At 40.9% G+C, this 26,306-nt stretch carries 23 protein-coding genes and 3 pseudogenes; 25 read left to right on the top strand and 1 reads right to left on the bottom strand.

Translation table 11 applies throughout. From position 1 onward, the window contains the following. Nucleotides 1-25: 25 nt before the first annotated feature. The 12 genes and pseudogenes from metK (at nucleotide 26) to OVN21_RS00145 (ending at nucleotide 14,966) form a co-directional block, all read left to right on the top strand. Nucleotides 26-1,216 carry a methionine adenosyltransferase gene (metK, locus tag OVN21_RS00090; RefSeq protein ID WP_267246800.1) on the top strand — a complete coding sequence of 397 codons (1,191 nt, stop codon included), beginning with the start codon at nucleotides 26-28 and terminating at the stop codon, nucleotides 1,214-1,216. 190 nt (nucleotides 1,217-1,406) lie between these two features. Then, complete coding sequence (locus OVN21_RS00095; RefSeq protein ID WP_275543852.1) at nucleotides 1,407-2,660, top strand: extracellular solute-binding protein; 1,254 nt, start codon at nucleotides 1,407-1,409, stop codon at nucleotides 2,658-2,660. Nucleotides 2,661-2,804: 144 nt separating this feature from the next. Then, on the top strand, nucleotides 2,805-4,508 hold the full coding sequence (locus OVN21_RS00100) for a glycoside hydrolase family 13 protein (protein WP_267247275.1): 1,704 nt from the start codon (nucleotides 2,805-2,807) through the stop codon (nucleotides 4,506-4,508). A 54-nt stretch (nucleotides 4,509-4,562) separates the two neighbouring features. Then, nucleotides 4,563-6,638, top strand: a complete 2,076-nt coding sequence (locus OVN21_RS00105) for an alpha-amylase family glycosyl hydrolase (RefSeq protein ID WP_267247276.1) — start codon at nucleotides 4,563-4,565, stop codon at nucleotides 6,636-6,638. A 26-nt stretch (nucleotides 6,639-6,664) separates the two neighbouring features. Then, on the top strand, nucleotides 6,665-7,963 hold the full coding sequence (locus tag OVN21_RS00110; protein WP_267246801.1) for a sugar ABC transporter permease: 1,299 nt from the start codon (nucleotides 6,665-6,667) through the stop codon (nucleotides 7,961-7,963). Then, nucleotides 7,964-8,821 (top strand): sugar ABC transporter permease, encoded by an 858-nt coding sequence (locus OVN21_RS00115; protein WP_138338528.1) that lies wholly within the window; start codon nucleotides 7,964-7,966, stop codon nucleotides 8,819-8,821. It abuts the gene before it with no gap. A 296-nt stretch (nucleotides 8,822-9,117) separates the two neighbouring features. Further along, a pseudogene (locus OVN21_RS00120) lies at nucleotides 9,118-10,385 on the top strand (gamma-glutamylcysteine synthetase). 75 nt (nucleotides 10,386-10,460) lie between these two features. After that, entirely contained in the window at nucleotides 10,461-11,945 is a 1,485-nt protein-coding gene (gene thrC, locus OVN21_RS00125) for a threonine synthase (RefSeq protein ID WP_267246802.1), read from the top strand. 60 nt (nucleotides 11,946-12,005) lie between these two features. Further along, a complete protein-coding gene (locus OVN21_RS00130) occupies nucleotides 12,006-13,286 on the top strand; it encodes an MATE family efflux transporter (protein WP_267246803.1) in 1,281 nt (426 codons plus the stop codon). A gap of 3 nt (nucleotides 13,287-13,289) precedes the next feature. Beyond that, a complete protein-coding gene (locus tag OVN21_RS00135; RefSeq protein ID WP_267246804.1) occupies nucleotides 13,290-13,913 on the top strand; it encodes an HAD family hydrolase in 624 nt (207 codons plus the stop codon). Between the two features lie 253 nt (nucleotides 13,914-14,166). Further along, on the top strand, nucleotides 14,167-14,592 hold the full coding sequence (locus tag OVN21_RS00140; protein ID WP_267246805.1) for a MarR family winged helix-turn-helix transcriptional regulator: 426 nt from the start codon (nucleotides 14,167-14,169) through the stop codon (nucleotides 14,590-14,592). A 10-nt stretch (nucleotides 14,593-14,602) separates the two neighbouring features. Further along, nucleotides 14,603-14,966, top strand: a pseudogene (locus tag OVN21_RS00145) (DUF1304 domain-containing protein). A 40-nt stretch (nucleotides 14,967-15,006) separates the two neighbouring features. Here the strand turns inward: OVN21_RS00145 and OVN21_RS00150 are convergent. Beyond that, on the bottom strand, nucleotides 15,007-15,864 hold the full coding sequence (locus OVN21_RS00150; RefSeq protein ID WP_267246806.1) for a DUF975 family protein: 858 nt from the start codon (nucleotides 15,862-15,864) through the stop codon (nucleotides 15,007-15,009). A 116-nt stretch (nucleotides 15,865-15,980) separates the two neighbouring features. On the opposite strand from OVN21_RS00150, the gene tgt reads away from it, so the two are divergent. The 13 genes and pseudogenes from tgt (at nucleotide 15,981) to OVN21_RS00215 (ending at nucleotide 26,277) form a co-directional block, all read left to right on the top strand. Beyond that, nucleotides 15,981-17,123 (top strand): tRNA guanosine(34) transglycosylase Tgt, encoded by a 1,143-nt coding sequence (gene tgt / locus OVN21_RS00155; RefSeq protein ID WP_267246807.1) that lies wholly within the window; start codon nucleotides 15,981-15,983, stop codon nucleotides 17,121-17,123. Between the two features lie 131 nt (nucleotides 17,124-17,254). Next, on the top strand, nucleotides 17,255-19,072 hold the full coding sequence (locus OVN21_RS00160) for an acyltransferase family protein (RefSeq protein ID WP_267246808.1): 1,818 nt from the start codon (nucleotides 17,255-17,257) through the stop codon (nucleotides 19,070-19,072). 140 nt (nucleotides 19,073-19,212) lie between these two features. Continuing rightward, nucleotides 19,213-20,364, top strand: a complete 1,152-nt coding sequence (nagA, locus tag OVN21_RS00165; RefSeq protein WP_267246809.1) for an N-acetylglucosamine-6-phosphate deacetylase — start codon at nucleotides 19,213-19,215, stop codon at nucleotides 20,362-20,364. 152 nt (nucleotides 20,365-20,516) lie between these two features. Continuing rightward, nucleotides 20,517-20,882: a DUF1033 family protein gene (locus OVN21_RS00170; protein ID WP_267246810.1), complete on the top strand. Its 366-nt coding sequence runs from the start codon at nucleotides 20,517-20,519 to the stop codon at nucleotides 20,880-20,882. 61 nt (nucleotides 20,883-20,943) lie between these two features. After that, entirely contained in the window at nucleotides 20,944-21,885 is a 942-nt protein-coding gene (gene comGA / locus OVN21_RS00175) for a competence type IV pilus ATPase ComGA (protein WP_267246811.1), read from the top strand. Continuing rightward, a complete protein-coding gene (gene comGB / locus OVN21_RS00180; protein ID WP_267247277.1) occupies nucleotides 21,833-22,849 on the top strand; it encodes a competence type IV pilus assembly protein ComGB in 1,017 nt (338 codons plus the stop codon). The genes comGA and comGB overlap by 53 nt, the downstream gene beginning before the upstream one ends. 1 nt (nucleotide 22,850) lies before the next feature. Then, nucleotides 22,851-23,177 (top strand): competence type IV pilus major pilin ComGC, encoded by a 327-nt coding sequence (gene comGC / locus OVN21_RS00185; protein ID WP_267246812.1) that lies wholly within the window; start codon nucleotides 22,851-22,853, stop codon nucleotides 23,175-23,177. After that, nucleotides 23,170-23,574, top strand: coding sequence for a competence type IV pilus minor pilin ComGD (comGD, locus tag OVN21_RS00190; RefSeq protein ID WP_267246813.1), 405 nt, complete (start codon nucleotides 23,170-23,172; stop codon nucleotides 23,572-23,574). Before comGC ends, comGD begins: the two co-directional genes overlap by 8 nt. Beyond that, nucleotides 23,537-23,839, top strand: coding sequence for a competence type IV pilus minor pilin ComGE (comGE, locus tag OVN21_RS00195; RefSeq protein ID WP_267246814.1), 303 nt, complete (start codon nucleotides 23,537-23,539; stop codon nucleotides 23,837-23,839). Before comGD ends, comGE begins: the two co-directional genes overlap by 38 nt. Beyond that, complete coding sequence (comGF, locus tag OVN21_RS00200; RefSeq protein WP_267246815.1) at nucleotides 23,802-24,263, top strand: competence type IV pilus minor pilin ComGF; 462 nt, start codon at nucleotides 23,802-23,804, stop codon at nucleotides 24,261-24,263. The genes comGE and comGF overlap by 38 nt, the downstream gene beginning before the upstream one ends. After that, on the top strand, nucleotides 24,241-24,642 hold the full coding sequence (comGG, locus tag OVN21_RS00205; RefSeq protein WP_267246816.1) for a competence type IV pilus minor pilin ComGG: 402 nt from the start codon (nucleotides 24,241-24,243) through the stop codon (nucleotides 24,640-24,642). Before comGF ends, comGG begins: the two co-directional genes overlap by 23 nt. Before the next feature lie 32 nt (nucleotides 24,643-24,674). Beyond that, a pseudogene (locus OVN21_RS00210) lies at nucleotides 24,675-25,265 on the top strand (class I SAM-dependent methyltransferase). A 58-nt stretch (nucleotides 25,266-25,323) separates the two neighbouring features. Further along, entirely contained in the window at nucleotides 25,324-26,277 is a 954-nt protein-coding gene (locus OVN21_RS00215; protein ID WP_267246817.1) for a class I SAM-dependent methyltransferase, read from the top strand. Nucleotides 26,278-26,306 lie beyond the last annotated feature (29 nt).

Below are 26,306 nucleotides of genomic sequence, written 5' to 3' on the forward strand. Positions count from 1 at the left end.
ATATTTTTTAAGGGGGGACATTTTTATGTCAGAACGTAAATTATTCACGTCTGAATCTGTATCTGAGGGGCATCCAGATAAGATTGCAGACCAAATTTCAGATGCGATTTTGGATGCTATTTTAGCAAAGGATCCAGAGGCGCATGTTGCTGCTGAGACAGCTGTATACACTGGTTCTGTCCACGTTTTTGGTGAAATTTCTACAAATGCTTATGTAGATATCAACCGTGTGGTTCGTGATACCATTGCAGAGATTGGTTATACGAATGCAGAATATGGTTTTTCTGCGGAAACAGTTGGAGTTCATCCATCGCTTGTTGAGCAGTCGCCGGATATTGCCCAAGGTGTTAACGAAGCCTTGGAAGTCCGTGGAAATGCGGATCAAGATCCGCTTGATTTGATTGGAGCTGGAGATCAAGGTCTCATGTTTGGATTTGCAGTGGATGAAACAGAAGAACTCATGCCATTGCCAATCTCACTCAGCCACAAGCTGGTTCGTCGTTTGGCAGAACTTCGTAAGTCTGGTGAAATCAGCTATCTTCGCCCAGATGCCAAATCACAAGTTACGGTTGAGTACGATGAAAATGATCGTCCAGTACGTGTGGACACAGTCGTTATTTCAACTCAGCACGACCCAGAAGCTACTAATGAACAAATCCACAAAGATGTGATTGACAAGGTCATCAAAGAGGTTATTCCAGCTTCTTATTTAGATGAGCAAACAAAATTCTTCATCAATCCGACTGGCCGCTTTGTAATCGGTGGACCTCAAGGAGACTCAGGTTTGACTGGTCGTAAGATCATCGTGGATACGTATGGTGGCTATTCTCGTCATGGTGGCGGAGCCTTTTCTGGTAAGGATGCGACGAAGGTGGATCGTTCAGCCTCTTATGCGGCTCGCTACATTGCCAAGAATATCGTGGCAGCAGGTCTTGCTAAGAAAGTAGAAGTACAATTGGCCTATGCCATCGGTGTGGCGCAGCCTGTCTCTGTTCGCATCGATACTTTCGGTACAGGAACTGTAGCTGAAAGCCAACTTGAAAAAGCAGCGCGTCAAATCTTCGACCTTCGCCCTGCAGGAATTATCCAAATGCTGGATCTTAAACGTCCAATTTACCGTCAAACAGCGGCTTATGGACACATGGGACGTACAGATATTGACCTTCCATGGGAACGTTTGGATAAAGTAGATGCTTTGAAAGAAACTGTGAAATAAAAATAAAAGGCTCTTTGTCAAGTATATCAAGGGCTTTAAGTAAAAAAGAAATAAGACAGTAGCTATAAAAAATATTTTCAAAAATATCAGAAAACACTTGCAAACGTTTTCTCCTTGTGATATACTATTGTCATCTAAAGAAAATGTTTGCGCTACCGCTCAAGCATTTCTAATAATAATAGGAGGTCCAATTATTATGAATTGGAAAAAATTAGCTGTCGGCACTCTATCTCTTGCTTCTGTAGCAACTCTTGCTGCATGTGGTAGTTCTTCTAATAAAAAAGCTGAGTCAGATTCTAAGACTCTGACAGTTTCTGTTGACAAAGGATACGTTGAGTACATCAAGAGTATCAAAGAAAAATTTGAAAAAGACAATGGTGTAACCATCAACGTAAAAGAAGAAGGTATGATTGATACTCTAGACAAATTGTCTACTGATGGACCAACTGGTGCAGCTCCGGATGTCTTTATTGCTCCTTACGACCGCGTTGGGGGACTTGGTAAAGATGGACAAATTGCTGAAGTATCACTCGGCAACAAAGAACAGTTTGATAAAACAACTCAAAATTTGGTAACTTTAGGCGGTAAAGTATACGGAGCTCCTGCTGTTATTGAGACGCTTGTTCTCTACTATAACAAGGACTTGATTTCTGCAGCGCCCAAAACATTTTCTGAGTTAGAAACTCTTCAAAAAGATTCAAAATATGCATTTGCAGGTGAAGACGGTAAAGCAACTGGTTTCCTTGCAAAGTGGACTGACTTCTACTTTGCATACGGATTGCTAGCCGGTTATGATGGATATGTCTTTGGTAAAGATGGTACAGATCCTAAAGATGTCGGTCTTGGCAACGATGGTGCTATCAAAGGACTTGAATACGCTAAAACTTGGTATGATGTGTGGCCTCAAGGTATGCAAGATCCTACCAAGGCAGGGGATTTTATTACTGAACAATTTACAAAAGGCAAAACAGCTGCTATTATTGACGGACCTTGGGCAGCTGCTTCATTGAAAGAAGCAGGGGTCAATTATGGTGTAGCAACTATTCCAACACTTCCAAACAACGGTAAATACAAAGCCTTCGGTGGTGGTAAAGCTTGGGTTGTTTCAAACTACAGCAAAAACATGGAAGTTGCTCAAAAATTCCTTGATTACGTAACAAACAAAGACAATCAAAAAGCCTTCTACGACAATACTCAAGAAATTCCAGCAAACACACTTGCTCGCACTTATGCTTCAGAAAAAGGAAATGAGTTGACTTCAGCTGTTATCGCACAATTTGCTGATGCTCAGCCAATGCCAAACATTCCTGAAATGGCGGAAGTTTGGAACCCTGCAGCTACAATGTTCTTTGATGTAGCTTCAGGTCAGAAAGCTGCTAAAGACGCTGCTAAGGAAGCAATAAAGGCTATTAAAGAAACGATTGAACAAAAATACGCCGAATAAGTTCGTAAAGACATCGCACTAGTCAAGTGTTCTGTATTACCAACAAAAAGCTGATTCAGATATATTTTTGTTCAGCTTTTTCTCTTTGCTAAACTACCTTAGTTAGGAGAGAAAAGATTGAACAGTTCCAAAAGAAAGGCTACTATGAACAAAGCAGGATTTTTGCATATTCCAGACTCTAGATATTGTTTTGCCACTTCCGACAACGAAGTAGTCATTCGTTTACGAGTCGCTAAAGAAGACAAACATCTTCGTTTTTCTCTCGTTTATGGCAACAAATACCGTTACCATCTTGAACAAGAAGAAAAAAAACTGACACTCAAATACATAGATCATCTCCATGCCTATTATGAAGTAAAATTAACCTTGAGAGATTTGCGTTTAGCTTATGTGTTTAAGTTTGAAGAGGATGGAAAAATCTACTATTTTAGCGAAAGTGGGATCACAGAGACCTATGACTTTGATTATGCCTTTTATGACTTTTTCCAAATGCCTTACATCAATCCAGTCGATGTCCATCGGGTAGTTGATTGGGCAGATGGTGCCGTCTTTTATCAAATCTTTGTTGACCGCTTTTTCCGTGGCGATATGGAGAAAGACGATACATACATCAACATGGCCTGGACAGCTAAACCATTGCCAACTAGTTTGGCTGGGGGGGATTTGGAAGGGATTCGCCAAAAATTATCTTACCTCAAAGAATTAGGGGTTAATACAATTTATTTGACTCCTATCTTCCAATCCAACAGTAATCATAAATATGATATCAACGATTACTATAGTGTAGACAAACATTTTGGTAGCAAATTCAGTTTGAGACAACTGATTGACGACTTGCATGCCCTAGATATGAAAATTGTTTTAGATGCTGTCTTCAACCATAGTAGTGACTTACTCCCAGAGTTTCAGGACGTCCTTTCTAAAGGGAGGAAATCTGTCTATTTTGATTGGTTCATGATTCACGGCGACCACATAGATCAAGAGAATCTCAATTATGAAACCTTTGGAGCAGTGGCACAAATGCCTAAATTGAACACTTCTAACCCTGAAGTCCAAGATTACCTACTAGCAATCACGCGCTATTGGACACAAGAATTCCAATTAGATGGATGGCGCCTAGATGTATCGGATGAAGTCTCACACGATTTTTGGAAACAATTTAGAAAAACTGTCAAAGCAATTAATCCAAATCTCATTATTATTGGTGAAAACTGGCATGATGCGTACCCGTATCTACAAGGTGACCAATATGATAGCATTATGAATTATGCATTCACCAAAGCTTGCCTAGATTATTTTGCAAACAACAACTTATCCTCTCAAGGTATGGCGGAACGACTAAATCACATTCTCATGAGAAATACTGATGCGGTCAATCGTATGAATCTCAATCTCTTAGATTCACATGATACACACCGCTTCTTCACACAAGTTAACAAATCAGTTGATAAACTGTTGGCTGCTACCGCTCTTCTTTTTACTTTTACAGGCATCCCCTGCCTCTATTACGGTACTGAATTAGGAATGGAAGGGGGCTATGACCCTGACTGCCGTAGAGGTTTTAATTGGGATGAAACCAGTTGGAACCGCGAACTGTTATCAAAAATGAAGCAGATTATCACCTTAAAACAAAATAGCCTTATCCAAATTGGAGACATAGCAATCACTGCTAACAGCAATCTCCTGTCGCTAAAACGGACTTCTAAGGAGCACACCTTAGAACTACTCATAAACAATGGAGAGGAAGAGGAGGTCGGGGTATATGCAGAAAATGTGATTGTAGAAAATGGTTTCTCTAATAATAAATTAAAGAAAAATGGTTTCTTAATACACTCATCATCTCTCTAGGAGAAAACAACTATAAAAAAAAATAAGAGATACATCATTTCTGCTCTAGCAACTATTGCACTATCCACTCTCTTTAGTACTGTACAAGCTGATGAAGCAAATGCCGTCACAAATAAAGCAGACTTCTCAACTGATTCTATCTACCAAATTGTCACAGACCGATTTGCTGATGGCGATACTAGTAACAATGCACAAGGAGAGTTATTCGATAAGGCTGACCCTCGTAAATATCACGGAGGCGACTGGCAGGGAATTATCTCAAAAATTAAAGATGGCTATTTGACCAAAATGGGAATTTCAGCAATCTGGATTTCTTCACCTGTAGAAAATATTGAAGTTATTGACCCATCTTCAAAAAGTGCTGCTTATCATGGTTATTGGGCTAAAGATTTTTTTCGTACAAACCAACACTTTGGTAGCATGGAAGATTTCAAAGAATTAGTGACCGTAGCACATCAAAATGGTATCAAAATTGTCATCGATTTTGCACCTAACCACACATCAACTGCTGAATATCAAGGGTTCACATTTCCAGAAGATGGAGCTCTTTACCGAGATGGACAATTAATTGGGAAATTTAGTAGCGACAGCGAAAATATCTTCAATCATGAATCTTGGTCAGACAAACCTGATTTAGAGAATGGCATTTATCACAGCCTCTATGGTCTCGCAGACTTGAATAATCTCAATCCAACAGTTGATAACTATATGAAGGATGCTATTCAATTGTGGTTAGACATGGGAGTAGATGGTATTCGAGTAGATGCTGTTAAACATATGTCTCTTGGTTGGCAGAAAAACTGGTTGAGTAGCATCTATGAAAAGCATAATGTGTTTGCTTTTGGTGAATGGTTTGTCGGAGGAACTGACAATGATCCAGCAATGTCACAGTTTGCTAATACTAGTGGTATGAGTCTACTTGACTTCCGATTTGCAAATGCCGTTCGAAATCTGTATACTAATCTTTCAGCCTCAATGACAGATTTCTACAACGTCTTAAAAGTAACAGAGAACGATTACGAAGAAGTCAGTGACCAAGTTACCTTCATTGATAATCACGATATGAAGCGTTTTTCAACTATAGTTAACGGGAATCAAACAGCTGTACATCAGGCTTATGCTCTCTTGCTGACCTCAAGAGGCGTTCCAAATCTTTACTACGGTAGTGAGCAGTACGCACAAGGTGAGGATGACCCAGCTAATCGCGGAGACATGACTAGCTTTGATCAAAATTCGGTAGCTTACCAAGTCATCAGCAAGTTAGCACCACTCCGCAAGAGCAATCAAGGTCTGGCTTACGGAAATACGCAAGAACGTTGGATTAACCAAGATGTCCTTGTTTTCGAGAGAAAATTCGGTGACCATGTTGCGTTGGTTGCTGTTAATAAAAACCAATCTCGTTCTTACCAAATTACAGGCGCACATACGGATTTACCAGATGGAAAATACTCAGATAAATTGGATGGCATCCTAGGCGGTTCCGAATTAGTCGTTTCTTCATCTGGAACTGTTCAAGACTTTGAATTATCTCCTGGTGAAGTTGCTGTCTGGACCTTTGAGGGTAAAGGGCAAGAATTAAACTTAGCCGATGTAGACACCTCAATGGGCTTACCTGGCAACACAATCGTATTAACAGGACAAGGTTTTGGTACACAAGCTGGAACTGTATCCTTCAACGATACGAACGCACAAGTGCTTGAGTGGAACAATACTTTAATCAAAGTGAAAGTTCCTCAACTAACCGCCGGTTCTTATGCTATTTCAGCAACAATTAGTGAAGGTACACACAGCAACGCTTTCGCAAACTTTGAAGTGTTGTCTGGCAAACAAGTTCCTGTACGTTTGAAAATCAATAACTTATCAACATCATGGGGAGAACAGCTATATCTAGTCGGAAATGTTCCTGAATTAGGTGGTGGGGATGTCAATAAAGCAATTGGGCCTCTCTTTAACCAAACACAATCAATAGCGAGTTACCCTAACTGGTTCTACGATGTTAGCCTTCCAAGCAACACAGACATTCAATATCAATTTGTCAAGAAAGATAGCAATGGCAATGTTGCATGGAAAAGCGATTACAACAGCTTTAAAACAGAAGATAAGGCTACCACCGTTACATTAAAAGAATAAATACGTAGTTTCAGAAAGGAGACGCGATGGAACAAAAACAACATAACCCTCGGGTAGCCATGTGGCTTTCCCTCATTCTAGGACTGGGGCAATTCTATAACAAACAGAAGGCGAAGGGAGCTTTCCTCCTTACTGTCTTCTTTCTTGAATTAATTGAAATAGTTACCTTTGGTATCCCTGCTATCCAAGGATTAATCACTCTCGGGGATACACCTGTCATTGATCACTCCCTATTCCTATTAATCAAGGGTGCAATGCAGCTGATTCTCTTCCTTGTAATGATTATCGTCCATATTATTTGTATGAGGGATGCAAAAAAGACCGCTGAAATGCTCAATCAAGGAATGAAAGTTCCTATGACAGCCAAGGAAACTCTGCAAACAATTTACGAGAACAGTTTCCCTTATTTATTGACAATTCCTGCTTACTTAGCCATGACATTTGCTATTGTCTTTCCTGTATTGGTTACAGTCTTTATCGCTTTTACAAACTACGACTTTAGACATATCCCTCCACAAAAATTACTGGATTGGGTTGGCTTCGAAAATTTTGTGAATATGGTCGGGCTAAGCACCTTCCGTAGTGCCTTCTCGTCTGTTTTATCTTGGACATTTATTTGGACGTTGGCAGCTTCTACCTTACAAATTGTATTAGGTGTATTTACTGCTATCATTGCAAATCAGCCATTCATCAAGTTCAAACGTATCTTCGGGGTTATTTTCCTCCTACCTTGGGCTGTGCCTGCCTTTATTTCTATTATGAGTTTTGGAAACTTTTTCAATGACTCTATTGGTGCAATGAATGTGCAAGTTTTACCTTTCATTGAGAAAATATTACCATTCCTTGACTTTGGGATTGTTCCTTGGAAAACAGATCCTACTTGGACAAAAATAGCTGTTGTAATGGTGCAGGGGTGGCTTGGTTTCCCTTATATCTATATTTTGGTATCTGGTATACTACAATCAATTCCATCTGATTTATATGAAGCAGCTATTATTGATGGTGCTAGCGCTTGGCAAAAATTCTGGAAAATTACACTTCCAATGATTTTAGTTGTAGCCGCTCCAACCTTTATTTCACAATATACTTTCAACTTTAACAACTTCTCTATCATCTACCTCTTTAATAACGGTGGACCTGGTAGCGTTGGTGGCGGTGCAGGTTCTACAGATATTTTGATTTCTTGGATTTACAAGTTGACTACTCAGACTTCACCTCAATTTTCAATGGCGTCTGCTGTCACCTTGATTATTTCACTGATTGTCATCTCTGTATCCCTCATCACCTTTAAAAAATTCAATGCATTTGATATGGAGGACCGATAAATGACAGGAAAGTTTCAAAAAAGTTCCCTAAAGCGTAATCGATTTCTCACTCAATTCTTTACCTACGCTTATCTTGTTCTACTGGCAATTATTATCCTGTTTCCAATTTTAGTAACTGTTAGTTCAGCCTTTCGACCAAGTAATATCACTTCCTTCACTTTCACTCTGGATGGTGACTGGACGGTAGAGAATTTCCGAAGACTGTTTACAGAAACTCTATATGGTCGTTGGTATATGAACACTTTGATTGTTGCCTTCTTCACGATGCTCATTCAAGTAACTGTTATTACATTAACAGGTTATGCCTACAGTAGATATAACTTTGTCGGCCGTAAGAAAAGTTTGCTGTTCTTCTTGGTTATTCAAATGGTTCCTACCATGGCTGCTTTGACTGCTTACTTCGTTATGGCATGGCTCTTCAATGCCCTTAATCATTACTGGTTCCTAATTCTGATTTACGTAGGCGGTGGTATTCCGATGAATGCTTGGCTCATGAAAGGGTATTTTGACACTGTCCCTTATGATCTTGATGAATCTGCCAAACTGGACGGAGCTGGGCATTTCAAGACCTTCTACCAAATCGTCCTCCCACTGGTAAAACCTATGATTGCCGTACAGGCCTTATGGGCATTTATGGGACCATTTGGTGATTTCATACTGGCAAAATTCTTACTTCGTTCACAAGAAAATTACACAGTAGCCGTCGGGCTTCAAACGTTTATTATTGATGCTAAAAATCAAAAAATAACTCTCTTTGCAGCTGGAGCTATCCTAATTGCTGTCCCTATTTCCATCCTATTCTTCTTCCTACAAAAGAACTTTGTATCTGGATTAACCAAGGGTGGTACAAAAGGGTAGTTGAAAAGTGCTACAGTATATTTTATAGTAGTGTAGAAGTCAACGCTGACTATACAGAAGATGAAGAGACTGAGACAAAAGTCTAACCTCAAATATAAAAAGCGAACAAAACGAGTTATCTGACATTCAGAATTCGGCTCTTTGTAAACTGTAGTGGGTTGAAGTCAGCTAAGATCGAGAAAGGACGAATTTCGTCCTTTCTTTTTTGAGTGCCATTCCAATCTTTTTTGCTTAGATTTTTGCTATAATATTACTTATTCACAATTTATTTTGATTATGAAAAAGTTTGGTGATTAATGTCTCGGCCTGTTGAATTACTAAAGAAACGTTACTTAGAAAAGAAGCCTGATTTATTTGTGGAAATTGAGCTGGAGTATCCTGTTGTGAATTTAGAGGGCAATGCTACGGATATCGAGGTTGTTAGGGAGCTGTTGCGATATTTACCATCAGTACTGGGCTTTACCATCGAAAAAGTGGATGATTTTGGAAATCCAATTCAGTTACTTGATCCAGTCAGCCAAGATACGATCTTATTCGAGGTTCTTATACGACAATTGAGATTGCATTCGGAAAGGCTGAATCTACCCAGGAGGTTGAAGAACGCTTTAACTTCTATATGGCTATGATTCAGAAAAAGTTGGTTGAATCTAATCATGTAATTGTTGGTTCTGGTATCCATCCATACTGGGAGGAGAACGAGAATCAACCAGTGGCTTCCCCACGCTATCAGATGTTGATGGATTATTTGAATTTGAGTAGAAATATTACTAAGTCAGATTTACATCATTTCCCTGAATATGCTGCTTTTATCTGTGGGAGTCAGGTTCAGTTGGATGTTTCAAAGTCTAACTACTTACGAGTGATTAATGCTTTTACCCAAATTGAAGGGGCTAAGGCTTATTTATTTGCAAACTCTGAGTTTACAGGTGAGGATTGGGATACGAAAATTTCAAGGGATATTTTCTGGGAAGAATCGATGCATGGTATCTATCCAGAGAACGTCGGTGTCAATGCTAGGCTCTTTGATGATGAAGATGATTTTTTTGACTATCTAGATCATTCTGTAATTTTTACTGCGGAACGTGATGGGCAAACCTATTATTTTTATCCGATTCAGGCTAGGGAATATTTGTCTACATCTGAAATCCAAGCATATGCTCTTAATGGGGATGAGATTCTTATTTACCCTCAAGAGAAGGATTTTGAAACTCATCGTAGTTACCAGTACCAGGACTTGACGACTCGCGGAACGGTTGAGTTTCGTAGTGTGTGTACTCAACCTCTAGATAGCACCTTCGCTTCAGCAGTTTTTCACTTGGGATTGTTGGTTCATTTAGACAAGTTAGAAGCTTACTTAGAAACAGCACCTTTCTTTAAAGCATTTGGGAGAAATTATAAGTTTTTAAGACGGCAATTTTCTAAAAAAAATCTTATAGCTGAGGAAAAAACTGCGATTATTGAATTTTCCAAAGACTTAGTCCTGCTAGCTGAGGAAGGGCTGAAGATGAGAAATAAGCAAGAAATGAGCTATTTACAGCCTTTGAAAGAAGAATTGGGACTATAATTTCTTTTATAAAGGGAGAATTTTCTGAAAAATCATGATATAATGGAAGAGACTATAGATAAAGGATAGAGAGTAATGACATTAGTTTATCAATCAACGCGTGATGCCAACAATACAGTAACTGCCAGCCAAGCTATTTTGCAAGGTTTGGCTACGGACGGTGGTTTGTTTACACCGCTTACTTATCCAAAGGTAGATTTGGACTTTGACAAATTGAAAGATGCTTCTTACCAAGAAGTGGCTAAGTTAGTTTTATCAGCATTTTTAGATGACTTTACAGCCGAGGAGTTGGACTACTGTATCAACAATGCTTACGATAGCAAGTTTGATACTCCAGCTATCGCACCATTAGTGAAATTAGACGGGCAATATAACTTGGAACTTTTCCATGGTTCAACGATTGCCTTTAAGGATATGGCCTTGTCTATCTTGCCATACTTTATGACGACTGCTGCTAAGAAACATGGCTTGGAGAACAAAATCGTCATTTTGACAGCGACATCTGGTGATACTGGGAAAGCTGCTATGGCAGGATTTGCGGATGTACCTGGTACTGAGATCATCGTCTTTTATCCAAAGGATGGTGTCAGCAAGGTACAAGAGTTGCAAATGACTACTCAGACTGGCGATAATACTCATGTTATCGCTATAGACGGTAACTTTGACGATGCTCAAACAAATGTGAAGCACATGTTTAACGACGTGGCTCTTCGGGAAAAATTGGCCAGCAACAAGTTGCAATTTTCATCAGCTAACTCTATGAACATTGGTCGTTTGGTCCCACAAATTGTCTATTATGTTTATGCCTACGCTCAGTTGGTCAAGGCTGGTGAGATTGTGGCTGGTGAACAGATTAACTTCACAGTACCAACAGGAAACTTTGGAAATATCTTGGCGGCCTTTTATGCTAAGCAAATTGGCCTACCAGTTGGTAAATTAATCTGTGCTTCAAATGACAACAATGTCTTGACAGACTTCTTTAAAACACGAGTTTACGACAAGAAACGTGAGTTTAAGGTAACAACTAGTCCATCTATGGATATTCTGGTGTCTTCAAACTTAGAGCGTTTGATTTTCCATCTTTTGGGAAATAATGCTGAAAAGACAGCTGAACTTATGAATGCTTTGAACACGCAAGGACAATATGAGTTGACAGACTTTGATGCAGAGATTTTGGAGCTCTTTGTAGCTGAATATGCGACTGAGGAAGAAACGTCAGCAGAAATCAAGCGTGTTTATGAGTCAGATTCTTATATCGAGGACCCTCATACAGCGGTTGCTTCAGCAGTGTATAGAAAATACCAAGCTGCTACTGGTGATGCGACTAAGACAGTGATTGCTTCAACAGCTAGTCCATACAAGTTCCCAGTAGTTGCCGTAGAAGCGGTAACAGGAAAAACAGGCTTAACTGACTTTGAAGCCTTGGCTCAATTACATGAAATTTCAGGAGTGGCTGTGCCACCTGCAGTTGATGGGCTTGAGACAGCTCCTGTTCGTCACAAGACAAGGGTAGCAGCTGCTGATATGCAAGCAGCGGTTGAGGCTTATCTAGGACTTTAAGACAGAGGGAGTAAACTCGGTTGGGAAACCAACTGAGTTTCTTTTCATCAGGAGGAAGGATTGTTTAAGAAAAATAAAGATATTCTTAATATTGCCTTGCCAGCTATGGGCGAAAACTTTTTGCAGATGCTCATGGGGATGGTGGACAGTTATTTGGTTGCTCATTTAGGATTGATAGCCATTTCAGGCGTATCAGTAGCAAGTAATATTATCACGATTTATCAGGCGATTTTCATTGCTCTGGGAGCGGCTATTTCCAGTGTTATTTCAAAAAGTTTAGGGCAGAAGGATCAGTCTAAGTTAGCCTATCATGTGACTGAGGCGTTGAAGATTACATTATTATTAAGTTTCCTTTTAGGAACTTTGTCCATCTTCGCTGGGCAAGAGGTGATTGGACTTTTGGGGACGGAGAGAGATGTAGCTGAGAGTGGAGGTCTCTACCTATCTTTAGTTGGTGGTTCGATCGTTCTTTTGGGATTCATGACCAGTCTGGGTGCCTTGATTCGTGCAACGCATAATCCTCGCCTGCCTCTTTATGTCAGCCTCTTGTCAAATGCTTTGAATATTCTCTTTTCCAGTCTAGCTATTTTTGTTCTTGATATGGGGATATCTGGTGTTGCTTGGGGAACCATCTTGTCTCGCTTGGTTGGTCTTGTGATTTTGTGGTCGCAATTAAAGCTACCTTTTGAGAAACCGACTTTTGGTTTAGATAAGGAACTATTGACCTTAGCTTTGCCAGCAGCTGGAGAGCGGCTTATGATGCGGGCTGGTGATGTCGTTATCATTGCCTTGGTCGTTTCTTTTGGAACGGAGGCGGTGGCGGGAAATGCGGTCGGAGAAGTCTTGACCCAGTTTAACTACATGCCTGCCTTTGGCGTCGCTACGGCAACGGTCATGCTGGTGGCCCGAGCGGTTGGAGAGGATGATCGGAAAAGAGTCGCAAGTTTGAGTAAACAAGTCTTTTGGCTTTCTCTGGTCCTCATGTTCCCCTTGACCTTCAGTATCTATGCTTTGGGTGTACCACTAACTCATCTCTATACGACTGATCCTCTAGCGGTTGAGGCTAGTGTTCTAGTGACACTGTTTTCACTACTTGGTACTCCTATGACGATAGGAACAGTCATCTATACAGCAGTCTGGCAGGGTTTGGGCAATGCTCGGCTTCCCTTTTATGCGACAAGTATAGGAATGTGGTGTATCCGCATTGGAACAGGATATCTGATGGGAATTGTGCTTGGTTGGGGCTTGCCCGGTATTTGGGCCGGAACCCTTTTGGATAATGGTTTCCGTTGGTTATTTCTACGTTACCGTTACCAGCGTTATATGATGTTGAAAGGATAGAAGATGCAAAAAACAGCTTTTATTTGGGATTTAGACGGGACTTTATTGGATTCTTACGAAGTGATTTTGTCAGGGATTGAGGAGACCTTTGTTCAATTTTCTATTCCTTATGATAAGGAAAAAGTGAGAGAGTTTATCCTCAAATTTTCGGTGCAGGATTTGCTGGAGCAAGTGGCAGAAGAGAGAAATCTGGATGCGGAAGTGCTCAACCAGGTGCGTGCCCAGAGCCTGTCTGAGAAAAATGCCCAGGTAGTTTTAATGCCAGGTGCGCTTGAAGTGCTAGCTTGGGCAGACCAAGCAGGGATTCAGCAGTTTGTCTATACTCATAAGGGGGACAATGCTTTTACCATTCTCAGAGACTTGGGGGTGGAATCCTATTTCACAGAGATTTTAACCAGTCAGAGTGGCTTTGCGCGGAAGCCAAGTCCAGAAGCGGCTACCTATCTGTTAGACAAGTATCAGCTGAATCCTGATAACACCTATTATATAGGGGATCGGACTCTGGATGTAGAATTTGCCCAGAATAGTGGGATTCCGAGTATCAACTTTTTAGAATCTTCTTTTGAAGGCAATCACAGGATTCAAGAGTTGGCAGATATTTTCCGTATTTTTGAGGCTGAGCGATAAAAAGATTGTGTCTCTTTTTTCGTGCACTTTAAAACTATTTCAAGTAATCGAGTTTGTTACAAGGAATAGACAGTTCTATTAAATAGGCCCGAGAGGGCTTTTTTTGTGTCATTCCTTCAGGATAAGAGGAACAAAGATGGGGAAGTGATTAATAAATCAAGAGAATGTAAGTATATTACTTGATTTGTTTTTTAGTCCATACTAGACTTGATAAGTCAAATATTGATAAATCAACGTTAGAGGAGGACGGTTTATGGTAGCAATCCAAGATTTACTGTATCAATTACGATTAGCAGATCAGTCTATGACACCACTATTCGAACGACAATTGGGAATTAGTCTCACTCGTTATCAAATCTTATGTTTCTTAATCGATCAGTCTCCGTGTAATCAAATAGCGGTTCAGGAACGTTTGAAGATTGATCAGGCTGCCTTGACACGGCACTTTAAAATTCTGGAAAAGGGAGGCTTGGTCAAACGCCGTCGGAATCCTGAAAACCAGAGGGAGGTTTTGGTGGAAGTTACAGACTTTGCGAGAGAACAACTAGTAACCAATCCTCCTCAACAACATATAAACGTAGAAAATCAGATGGAGAGTGTGCTTACAAAAGGAGAGCGAGAAGAGTTCAGTCGCTTGTTAGAAAAGTTGATATCTGGCTTAGAAGAGATAGAAATTTAGGGAGAAGAATATGTCTATTTTTACAATTGTTTCAGCAACCATTGTTGCTTTGGAGCATTTTTATATTTTTTTATCTGGAAAGTGTGGCTACGCAATCAGATACTACTAGTCGCGTGTTTAATGTAGATAAAGAAGAACTGGCTCGTTCGTCAGTGAGTTCACTCTTTAAAAATCAAGGGATTTATAATGCCTTGATGAGTGTCTTTCTCTTGTACGGGATTTATTTCTCACAAAGTTTGGAAAGGGTGACCATATTTGTTTTATTCGTGCTTTGTACAGCAACCTATGGTTCTCTAACAGCAGATAAGAAGATTCTTCTGAAGCAAGGTGGGTCTGCTATTTTGACTCTGCTGAGTATGTTGCTTTTGAAATAAGAAAACCAGCGTCCTGAAAGATGCTGATTTTTGTAGGTTCTTATCCATTTCGACGTTTACGGGCTAGTAGGACTCTGTAAAAGAAGATGTGATTGTTCTGGATATAGGGAAGGATTGAAAAACTAGCAATTCCAAAAGTGATCCAATTGAGGAAGTACCAAGGGAGTAGTTGTAGGTCGAGGACAAAGCGTTGAAATTTGTAACCCTTCATCAAGAAACGGCTGGTTTTCAGGATTTGGCTTGGTTTAGCCTGTCCTAAATCCAGAGTGTCGCAGAGGAGGAATTCTACCTGCGAGTAGGCATAATGTTGCGGAACGTAGAGGCTGTTCCCTACAATCATCAAGATGAGACTCGCGAAAAAGTAGAGGCCAAATGTCAGAAGGAACTGCTCCGTTTCAATGGATGAGAGGTCTAGTTTTGGAAATTCTGGATGTAGGGCGACAAATCTCCGAGCCAAGAGATTGCTATAAAAGAGGAAATAAACGCCTACTAAGTTTGGAATACTCCATAAAAAGAGGTAGAAACGTTTGAGGAGCAGAGTTAGGAAGGTTTGCGAGAAGCGCTCTTCAGCAAAGAGGGTCAGGCTTGATTTTACTGAAAGTTCTGTATCAGGATCCTTGAGGAGTCGGAGTGTCGCAAAAGCAGCACCTGCTAGAAAAATCGTGCTCATAAAAGAAACCACTAACGGGAAGAGATAGGCTTGGAGCACTTGTGCCAGCATGCTGAAAAAGGATTGCTCTAAAACACTTTCTTGGAGACGAGCCAAGGGGTTGAGAAAGCCTGATAAGATGACCAGTATGCTAGGTAAGAGATAGACGAGAAAGAGGCGGGGATTTTCAGCCTGAAATTGTCTAGCTTGCAGACGAATGGTTTTTAAATCAATTTTTGGGTATTTCATTCTCTCATTATACCATAGTTCGTGACAGTTCCAGCTTTTTTTGATAAAATCATACAGTATGCCCTTGGGCACAAAGTATGAACTGGGACTGTCTTTCCCAGCTTCGGAGGTAAAAAATGTCAGATTCGCCAATCAAATATCGTTTGATTAAGAAAGAAAAACACACGGGAGCTCGTTTGGGAGAAATCATCACTCCCCACGGCACCTTCCCGACACCCATGTTTATGCCGGTTGGGACTCAAGCCACTGTCAAAACTCAGTCACCTGAAGAATTGAAGGAAATGGGATCAGGGATTATCCTATCTAATACTTATCATCTCTGGCTTCGCCCTGGAGATGAACTCATCGCATGCGCAGGAGGTCTCCACAAGTTCATGAATTGGGGCCAGCCTATCTTGACAGATAGTGGTGGTTTCCAGGTTTATTCCTTAGCAGATAGCCGAAATATCACAGAAGAAGGGGTAACCTTTAAAAACCATCTCAATGGTTCCAAGATGTTCTTATCGCCAGAAAAAGCTATCTCTATTCAGAACAATCTAGGTTCAGATATCATGATGTCCTTTGACGAATGTCCTCAGTTTTACCAACCTTACGACTACGTTAAGAAATCAATCGAGCGTACTAGCCGTTGGGCTGAGCGTGGTTTGAAGGCTCACCGTCGTCCACATAACCAAGGGCTATTTGGGATTGTGCAAGGGGCAGGATTTGAAGACCTTCGCCGTCAGTCAGCTCACGACCTTGTCAGCATGGATTTCCCAGGCTACTCTATCGGTGGTTTGGCAGTAGGAGAAACGCACGAAGAGATGAATGCAGTCTTGGACTTCACAACCCAATTCCTTCCAGAAAACAAACCTCGCTATTTGATGGGAGTGGGAGCACCAGATAGCTTGATCGATGGAGTTATTCGTGGTGTGGATATGTTTGACTGTGTCTTACCGACTCGTATTGCTCGTAACGGGACTTGTATGACCAGTCAAGGACGTTTGGTTGTGAAAAATGCTCAGTTTGCTGAGGACTTTACGCCACTGGATCCTGAATGTGATTGCTATACATGTAAGAACTACACACGCGCTTACCTTCGTCACCTGCTCAAGGCTGATGAAACCTTCGGTATCCGCTTGACTAGCTACCACAATCTTTACTTCTTGCTTAACCTGATGAAGCAAGTGCGCCAAGCTATCATGGATGATAATCTCTTGGAATTCCGTGAGTATTTTGTGGAAAAATATGGCTACAACAAGTCAGGACGCAATTTCTAAAGTGTAAAAATAGAATGCTGAAATCCTAAGTTTTCTCTTAGGATTTTTCTTCTTTTTTTGATAAAATAAGGTGTATTATGGAATAAAAATTAGATGTTTTTACGATCTAATTGAGTGAGGAATAAACTTGTATGCGTATTAAATGGTTTTCCTTGATTAGGATTACAGGTTTACTTTTGGTGCTCTTGTACCACTTCTTTCAAACAATCTTTCCTGGAGGCTTCTTTGGGGTAGATGTCTTTTTCACTTTTTCAGGTTTCTTGATTACGGCTCTACTCATCGAAGAATTTTCTAAAAATCATGAGATTGATTTGATAGGATTTTTTAGAAGACGCTTTTATCGGATTGTACCACCTGTGGTTTTGATGGTTTTGGTGACCATGCCCTTTACCCTCTTAGTTCGCCAAGACTATGTTGCTGGAATTGGCGGTCAGATCGCGGGAGTTTTTGGTTTTATGACCAACTTCTATGAAATGTTAACAGGGGGAAGTTACGAATCCCAGTTCATTCCGCATCTCTTTGTTCACAACTGGAGTCTAGCTGTTGAGGTTCACTACTATATTCTCTGGGGATTGGCAGTTTGGTTCTTATCGAAACGTTCAAAATCTAGTAGTCAATTGAGAGGGATGGTCTTTCTCCTTTCTGCGGGAGCTTTCATCATTAGCTTTTTCTCCATGTTTATTGGTAGTCTAATGGCTAGTTCCCATTCATCTGTCTACTTTTCAAGTTTAACCCATGTCTATCCCTTCTTTTTAGGAAGTATTTTGGCGACAGTTGTGGGGGTTCGTCAGACGAGCGATTTAGTCAAGCAGTTTGATCGGACGTGGAATCTTCGTCAGAATCTACTGGTGTTTGCTGCAGGTCTCTTGGTATTAGTACTCTTGACCTTCTTTGTCAAGTTCACCTACCTGTTTGCTTATCTATTCGGTTTCTTAATGGCAAGTTTAGCGGCAGTGACCATGATTTTTGCTGCGCGTGTTTTGCATGAGAAAACGCCTGAGATACAAGAACCTCATATAATCACATTTTTAGCGGATACCAGCTACGCGGTTTACCTCTTCCACTGGCCTTTCTATATTATCTTTTCTCAGTTGATGAGTAATCTGCCAGCTGTTATTTTAACCGTTATCTTTTCCTATTTCTTCGCTATTCTATCCTTCTATATGATTGAGCCATTGATTGCTGGTAAGACTAACGCTTTAGTTAGAAAAATCACTAAACTGCATCATATCAAACCTATTAGTGCTAGTGTTGTGGGCGCCCTTTCCTTCCTTACTTTGATTATCATAGCTGTGGCTCCCCAAGTTGGAGCTTTTGAGACAGACTTGATGGTCAATGGTTTCAAGCAAGCTCAGACCAATATAGGACAAACAAAGACTCTTGCTGAACAAGCTGAACTGAGTCGCCTAGGAATTTCTGAGGGAACGAGTCTGATTGGGGATTCAGTGACTTTACGTGCCAATACAGCCTTAAAAGAGGCACTTCCTGAAGCGAATATCAATGCCCAGGTTAGTCGAACGAACAAGCAAGCCAATGACATTATGCTTCTTAATAGCCAGAACAAGGCGCTTTTAAAAACAGTTGTCATTGCAACGGGGGTCAACAATCCTGAAGGCTATGAGAATGATTTGGACAGTATCGTGAACAATCTACCGAAAGGACACCATCTGATACTGGTGACACCTTATGAGGGAGACAAGAGCAAGGATACTTATACATCAGTGGAGCAGTATGCGGCTTATGCACGGGAATTAGCTGAAAAGAATCCATATGTGAGCATCGCTGACTGGAATAAGGTCGCTAAGGAACACCCTGAAATCTGGGCTGGAACTGACCAAGTCCACTTTGGGAATGATAGCAACATGATTGAAGAAGGTGCTAAGCTTTACGCAGAAACGATTGCAGCTGCTGTTAAGGCTGCTCAAGAACTGCCTGTAAAATCAAAATAAGATTAAAGAGTTGGAGAAATCCAGCTCTTTTAAAATATCTCCAAAAAATAGGTCTATACCATTTACAAATAAAAAAGAAAGGTTTATAATGTAATTGACATAATAAATTGTAGAATCAATCTTTTAAGGAGGTTAACATTATGCCTAACTATATTAAAGCGGATCAGTTTTTCTACCCACACGGAGTTCGTCGAGGTGGTTACTTGGAACTTGTGGACGGCAAGTTTGGGAAACATGTAGAGCAGATTCCTGAAGGAGCTGAGGTGATTGACTATACCGGTTATAACATTGCCCCAGGACTTGTGGATACCCACATTCATGGATTTGGTGGTGTGGATGTCATGGATAATAACATCGAAGGAACCCTTCATACTATGAGTGAAGGATTGCTTAGCACGGGTGTTACCAGCTTCTTGCCAACGACGTTGACTTCCTCTTACGAGCAGTTGCTTGCGGTAACTGAAAATATCGGTGCTCGTTACCAAGAAGCAAGTGGAGCCAAGATTCGGGGAATTTATTTTGAAGGGCCTTATTTTACAGAGAAATACAAGGGGGCTCAAAATCCTGCCTACATGAAAGATCCTCGTATGGATGAGTTTCGTGCTTGGCAAAAAGCGGCAAATGGCTTGCTTAATAAAATTGCCCTTGCGCCAGAACGTGAAGGTGTAGAAGACTTTGTTCGTACAGTTACGGGCGAAGGTGTGACGGTTGCTCTTGGACATTCAAACGCGACTTTTGATGAAGCCAAAAAAGCAGTCGATGCTGGAGCGAGTGTTTGGGTACATGCTTACAATGGAATGCGTGGTTTGACTCATCGTGAATTGGGTATGGTTGGAGCCATGTATCAATTGCCACACACCTATGCAGAGTTGATCTGTGATGGTCACCACGTAGATCCAAAGGCTTGTGATATCTTGCTCAAACAAAAGGGAACTGAAAATATTGCCCTTATCACAGACTGTATGACAGCTGGTGGTTTGGAAGACGGTGACTACATGTTGGGAGAATTCCCAGTAGTAGTTGCCAATGGAACTGCACGCCTCAAATCGACAGGTAACTTGGCAGGTTCTATCCTCAAACTCAAGGATGGTTTGAAGAATGTGGTTGAATGGGGAATTGCGAATCCGCATGAAGCAGTCATGATGGCCAGCCTCAACCCAGCTAAATCTGTTCACATCGATGATGTCTGTGGCCAAATCCGTGAAGGCTACGATGCTGACTTTATCGTACTAGATAAAGATTTGGAATTGGTAGCAACCTACCTGGATGGTGTGAAACGTTATCAAGCATAAGAAGATAAAATAGGGGTCAATAAAGGACTCCTATTTTTAATATCAGATGAAAATAATAGGCTTAAAGAAGTTTCTAATGGGGGAAATAAGCAAAATCCTTTTCTTGTATTAAAAAATTAGATATAATATACGGTACAAAGGAAGTAGTAAGAATGTATCGTGTTATAGAAATGTATGGGGACTTTGAACCGTGGTGGTTCATAGAAGGTTGGAAAGAAGATGTCCTCATGAGTCAATCTTTTGATAAGTATTATGATGCTCTCAAATACTATAAAACTTGCTGGTTTAGATTGGAACAAGAATCCCCTCTTTATAAAAGTAGAAGTGACTTGATGACCATTTTTTGGGATCCTGCAGACCAACGCTGGTGTGATGAGTGTGATGAGTATTTGCAGCAGTACCATTCTTTGGCTCTTTTACAAGATGGGCAAGTCATCCCCGATGAAAAGCTACGTCCAGGTTATGAAAAACAAACAGGTCAAGAAAAACACCGTTCTTGCCGCATGAAATGGAGATAAAAAAGTAACTTTTTAAGTTGCTTTTTTTATTTTTTGCGAATAGTTAGATAAGGAGGGCGGTATGGTACAAGAAATTGCACAGAAAATTATTGCTACTGCGAAAGAAAAGAAGGCTCAGGATATCTATTTTATCCCCAAGGAAAAGTCCTATGAACTTCACATGAGGGTTGGAGATGAGCGGTGTCTAGTTGATTCCTATGAGTTTGATGTTTTAGCTGCTGTGATTAGTCATTTTAAGTTTGTGGCGGGTATGAATGTAGGAGAGAAGAGGCGTAGTCAGCTAGGGTCTTGTGACTATCAGCATGGGGAGAAGGCGTCTTCTCTGCGCTTGTCTACCGTGGGAGATTATCGGGGACATGAGAGTTTGGTCATTCGTTTGTTGCACGATGAGGAGCAGGAACTGCATTTCTGGTTTCAGGATATGAACGAACTGGGTGAGCGGTACAGGCAACGTGGTCTTTATCTTTTTGCTGGACCAGTCGGCAGTGGCAAGACAACCTTGATGCATGAATTGGCCAAGTCCCTCTTTAAAGGACAGCAGGTCATGTCCATCGAAGATCCTGTTGAAATCAAGCAGGACGACATGCTCCAGTTGCAGTTGAACGAAGCAATTGGACTAACCTATGAAAATCTGATCAAGCTTTCCTTACGGCATCGTCCTGATCTCTTGATTATCGGTGAAATTCGTGATAGCGAGACAGCGCGTGCAGTTGTCAGAGCCAGTTTGACAGGTGCGACAGTCTTTTCAACCATTCATGCCAAGAGTATCCGAGGAGTTTATGAACGCCTTCTGGAGTTGGGTGTGACGGAGGATGAATTAGCAGTTGTTCTGCAAGGAGTCTGCTACCAGAGATTAATCGGGGGAGGAGGAATCGTTGACTTTGCAAACAAAGACTATCAAGAACACCAGCCAACTAGCTGGAATGAGCAGATTGACCAGCTTCTTAAAGATGGACATATCACAAGTCTTCAGGCTGAAACGGAAAAAATTAGCTACAGCTAAGCAGAAGAAAATCATCACCTTGTTTAACAACCTCTTTTCCAGTGGCTTTCATTTGGTGGAAATTATTTCTTTCTTGGGGAGAAGTGCCTTGCTGGAAAAGGACTATGTAGCCCAGATGCACCAGGGCTTGTCTCAGGGGAAATCTTTCTCAGAAATGATGAACAGCTTGGGCTTTTCAAGTGCTATTGTGACCCAATTATCTCTAGCTGAAGTGCATGGAAATCTTCACCTGAGTTTGGGAAAGATAGAAGAATATCTGGATAATCTGGCCAAGGTCAAGAAAAAACTAATTGAAGTAGCGACCTATCCCTTGATTTTGCTGGGTTTTCTTCTCTTAATTATGCTGGGACTCCGTAACTATCTATTACCACAACTGGATAGTAGCAATATTGCCACTCAAATTATCGGCAATCTGCCACAAATTTTTCTGGGACTAGTGCTGGTTTGCTCTCTATCTTTACTTTTAGCCCTCACTTTCTACAAAAGAAGTTCCAAGATGCGGTTCTTCTCGATGTTGGCACGGATTCCCTTTCTGGGAATCTTTGTCCAGACCTATCTGACAGCTTATTACGCGCGTGAATGGGGCAATATGATTTCACAGGGAATGGAGCTGACGCAGATTTTTCAAATCATGCAGGAACAAGGTTCCCAGTTCTTTAAAGAAATCGGTCAAGATTTGGCTCAAGCCCTGCAAAATGGCCGTGAATTTTCTCAAACCATAGCAACATATTCTTTCTTTAAAAAGGAGTTGAGTCTCATTATCGAGTATGGGGAAGTTAAGTCCAAGCTGGGTAGTGAGTTGGAAATCTATGCTGAAAAAACTTGGGAAGCCTTTTTTACCCGAGTCAACCGCACCATGAATTTGGTGCAGCCACTGGTTTTTATCTTTGTGGCACTGATTATCGTTTTACTTTATGCGGCAATGCTCATGCCCATGTATCAAAATATGGAGGTGAATTTTTAACATGAAAAAAATGATGACATTCTTGAAAAAAGCGAAAGTGAAGGCTTTCACGCTTGTGGAGATGTTGGTGGTCTTGCTCATTATCAGCGTACTTCTCTTGCTCTTTGTACCTAATCTGACCAAGCAAAAAGAAGCAGTCAACGACAAAGGAAAAGCTGCTGTTGTTAAGGTGGTGGAAAGCCAGGCAGAACTTTATAGCTTAGATAAAAATAAAGATGCTACTCTGAGCAAGTTACAAGACGATGGGCGAATCACAAAAGAACAGGCTAAAGCCTATAATGAATATTATACAAAAAATGGAGGAAAAAATCGTAAAGTCAATGATTAAGGCTTTTACCATGCTGGAAAGTCTCTTGGTTTTGGGTCTTGTGAGTATTGTTGCCTTGGGCTTGTCTGACTCTGTCCAGTCCACTTTTGCGGTGGTAGAGGAGCAGATTTTCTTTATGGAGTTTGAAGAACTCTATCGGGAAACCCAAAAACGCAGTCTAGCCAGTCAGCAAAAGACTAGTCTAAACTTAGATGGGCAGACGATCAGCAATGGCAGTCAAAAATTGACAGTTCCTAAAGGGATTCAGGCACCATCAGGTCAAAGTATTGCATTTGACCGAGCTGGGGGCAATTCGTCCCTGGCTAAGGTTGAATTTCAGACCAGCAAAGGAGCGATTCGCTATCAATTATATCTAGGAAATGGAAAAATTAAACGCACTAAGGAAACAAAAAATTAAGGCAGTAATCTTACTAGAAGCAGTAGTAGCTTTGGCTGTGTTTTCCAGCATTGCAACCCTCCTTTTGGGACAAATTCAAAAAAAGAGACAAGAAGAGGCAGAAATCTTGCAAAAGGAAGAAGTCTCACGTGTGGCGAAGATGGCTCTGCAGACAGGTCAAAATCAGGTAAACATAAACGGAGTTGAGATTCAGGTGTTTGCTAGTGAAAAAGGAGTGGAGGTTTATCATGGTTCAGAGAAGTTACTCGACCTTAAAGAGCAGTAAGGTAAGAGCGTTCACTCTTTTAGAATCTCTGATTGCCCTTATCGTCATTAGCGGAGGCTTGCTCCTCTTTCAGGCTATGAGTCAGCTCCTCATTTCAGAAGTTCGCTACCAGCAACAAAGCGAGCAAAAGGAGTGGCTCTTATTTGTGGATCAGCTAGAGGCAGAGTTAGAGCGTTCGCAGTTTGACAAGGTAGAAGGCAATCGTCTCTACATGAGACAGGATGGAAAGGATATCTCTATAGGTCAGTCTAAATCGGATGATTTTCGGAAAACCGATGCCAGTGGACGGGGCTATCAACCTATGATTTATGGACTCAAATCAGCTCAAATTACAGAGGAAAATCAATTGGTTCACTTTCGTTTCCAATTTCAAAAAGGCTTAGAAAGGGAGTTCATCTATCGTGTGGAAAAAGCAAAAAGTTAAGGCAGGCGTTCTCTTATATGCAGTTACCATGGCAGCTATCTTTAGTCTTTTGTTGCAGTTTTATTTGAATCGGCAAGTAGCCCATTACAAAGACTTTGCCCTAAACAAAGAAAAGTTGGCAGCTTTTGCCATGGCCAAACGAAGTAAGGATAAGGCTGATCAAGAAAGTGGAGAACAAGTCTTTAACTTAGGAAAAGTCAGGTATCAAAATACGAAAACAAGCTTAGTGACGACGGTTCGTACGCCTAAGAGACAATATGATTTCATCTTTCCTTCAGTCAAAATCAAAGAAGAGAAAACGGATAAAAAGGAAGAGGTAGCGACTGATTCAAGCGAAAAAGTGGAGAAGAAAAAATCAGAAAAGAAAGAGAATCCCTAGCCAACCAAGCTACTTTGTGCTAAACTAAAAATATGAAACATGATTTTAACCACAAAGCAGAAACTTTTGATTCCCCTAAAAACATCTTCCTAGCAAACTTGGTTTATCAAGCGGTCGAGAAACAGATTGCTCTTCTATCAGACAAAGAAATTTTGGATTTCGGTGGAGGGACGGGGCTATTATCCTTACCTCTGACCAAACAAGCCAAGTTCGTCACTCTTGTAGACATTTCTGAGAAAATGCTGGGGCAAGCTCGTTTGAAAGCGGAGCGACAAGAAATCAAGAATATCCAGTTTCTGGAGCAAGATTTACTGGCAAATCCCTTGGAGTAACAATTTGACCTGATTGTTGTCAGTCGGGTTCTTCACCATATGCCTGATTTGGATGCGGCTATCTCACTGTTTCATCAACATTTGAAGGAAGATGGACAACTCCTACTTGCTGATTTTACCAAGACGGAGGCCAACCATCATGGATTTGAATTGCCTGAACTGGAAAACAAGCTAATTGAGCATGGTTTTTCATCTTTGCATAGTCAGATTCTCTATAGTGCCGAAGACTTGTTTCAAGGAAATTATTCAGAACTCTTTTTAACTGTAGCCCAAAAATCACTCGCTGACTAAAGCAGTGATTTTTTCTCTTCAGATGGAAAAAAGGAAGGAAATTTGATAAGATAGGAATATGGATTTTGAAAAAATTGAACAAGCTTATATGTATTTACTAGAGAATATCCGAGTCATCCAAAGTGATTTGGCGACCAACTTTTATGACGCCTTGGTGGAGCAAAACAGCATCTATTTGGATGGTGAGACTGAGCTAAATCAGATCAAGGAGAACAATCAGGATCTTAAGCGTTTAGCACTACGCAAAGAAGAATGGCTCAAGACCTACCAGTTTCTCTTGATGAAGGCAGGCCAAACGGAGCCCTTACAGGTCAATCACCAGTTTACACCAGATGCCATTTCCCTCCTCTTGGTACTTGTTGTAGAAGAGTTGTTTAAACAAGAGGAAATTAGCATCCTTGAAATAGGTTCTGGAATGGGAATTCTGGGTGCTACTTTCTTGACTTCTCTTGCTAAAAAAGTAGATTACTTGGGAATCGAAGTGGATGACTTGTTGATTGATTTGGCAGCTAGTATGGCAGATGTAATCGGTTTGCAGGCTGGTTTTGCCCAAGGCGACGCCGTTCGTCCACAAATGCTTAAAGAAAGTGATGTGGTCATTAGCGACTTGCCTGTTGGCTATTACCCAGACGATGCCACCGCTTCGCGCTATCAAGTTGCTTCTAGTCAAGAGCATACCTATGCCCACCATTTGCTCATGGAACAAGGCCTCAAGTACCTTAAGTCAGATGGTTATGCTATTTTTCTAGCTCCGAGTGATTTATTGACCAGCCCTCAAAGTGACTTATTAAAAGGGTGGCTCAAAGATGAAGTGAGTCTGGCTGCTATCATCACTCTGCCAGAGGATATTTTCTCAACTGCAAGCCAAGCTAAAAGTATTTTTGTCTTACAGAAGAAAAGAGACAAGGAAATAGAATCCTTTGTTTACCCTCTTACTAGCTTGCAAGATCCGTCAGTATTGTTGACCTTTAAAGAAAATTTTCAAAAATGGACTCAAGGTACTGAAATATAAAATAGATTTTGTTATAATAGTTGAAAACG

Origin of the sequence: Streptococcus sp. Marseille-Q5986, assembly GCF_946902915.1 — a bacterium.
GTDB lineage: Bacteria > Bacillota > Bacilli > Lactobacillales > Streptococcaceae > Streptococcus.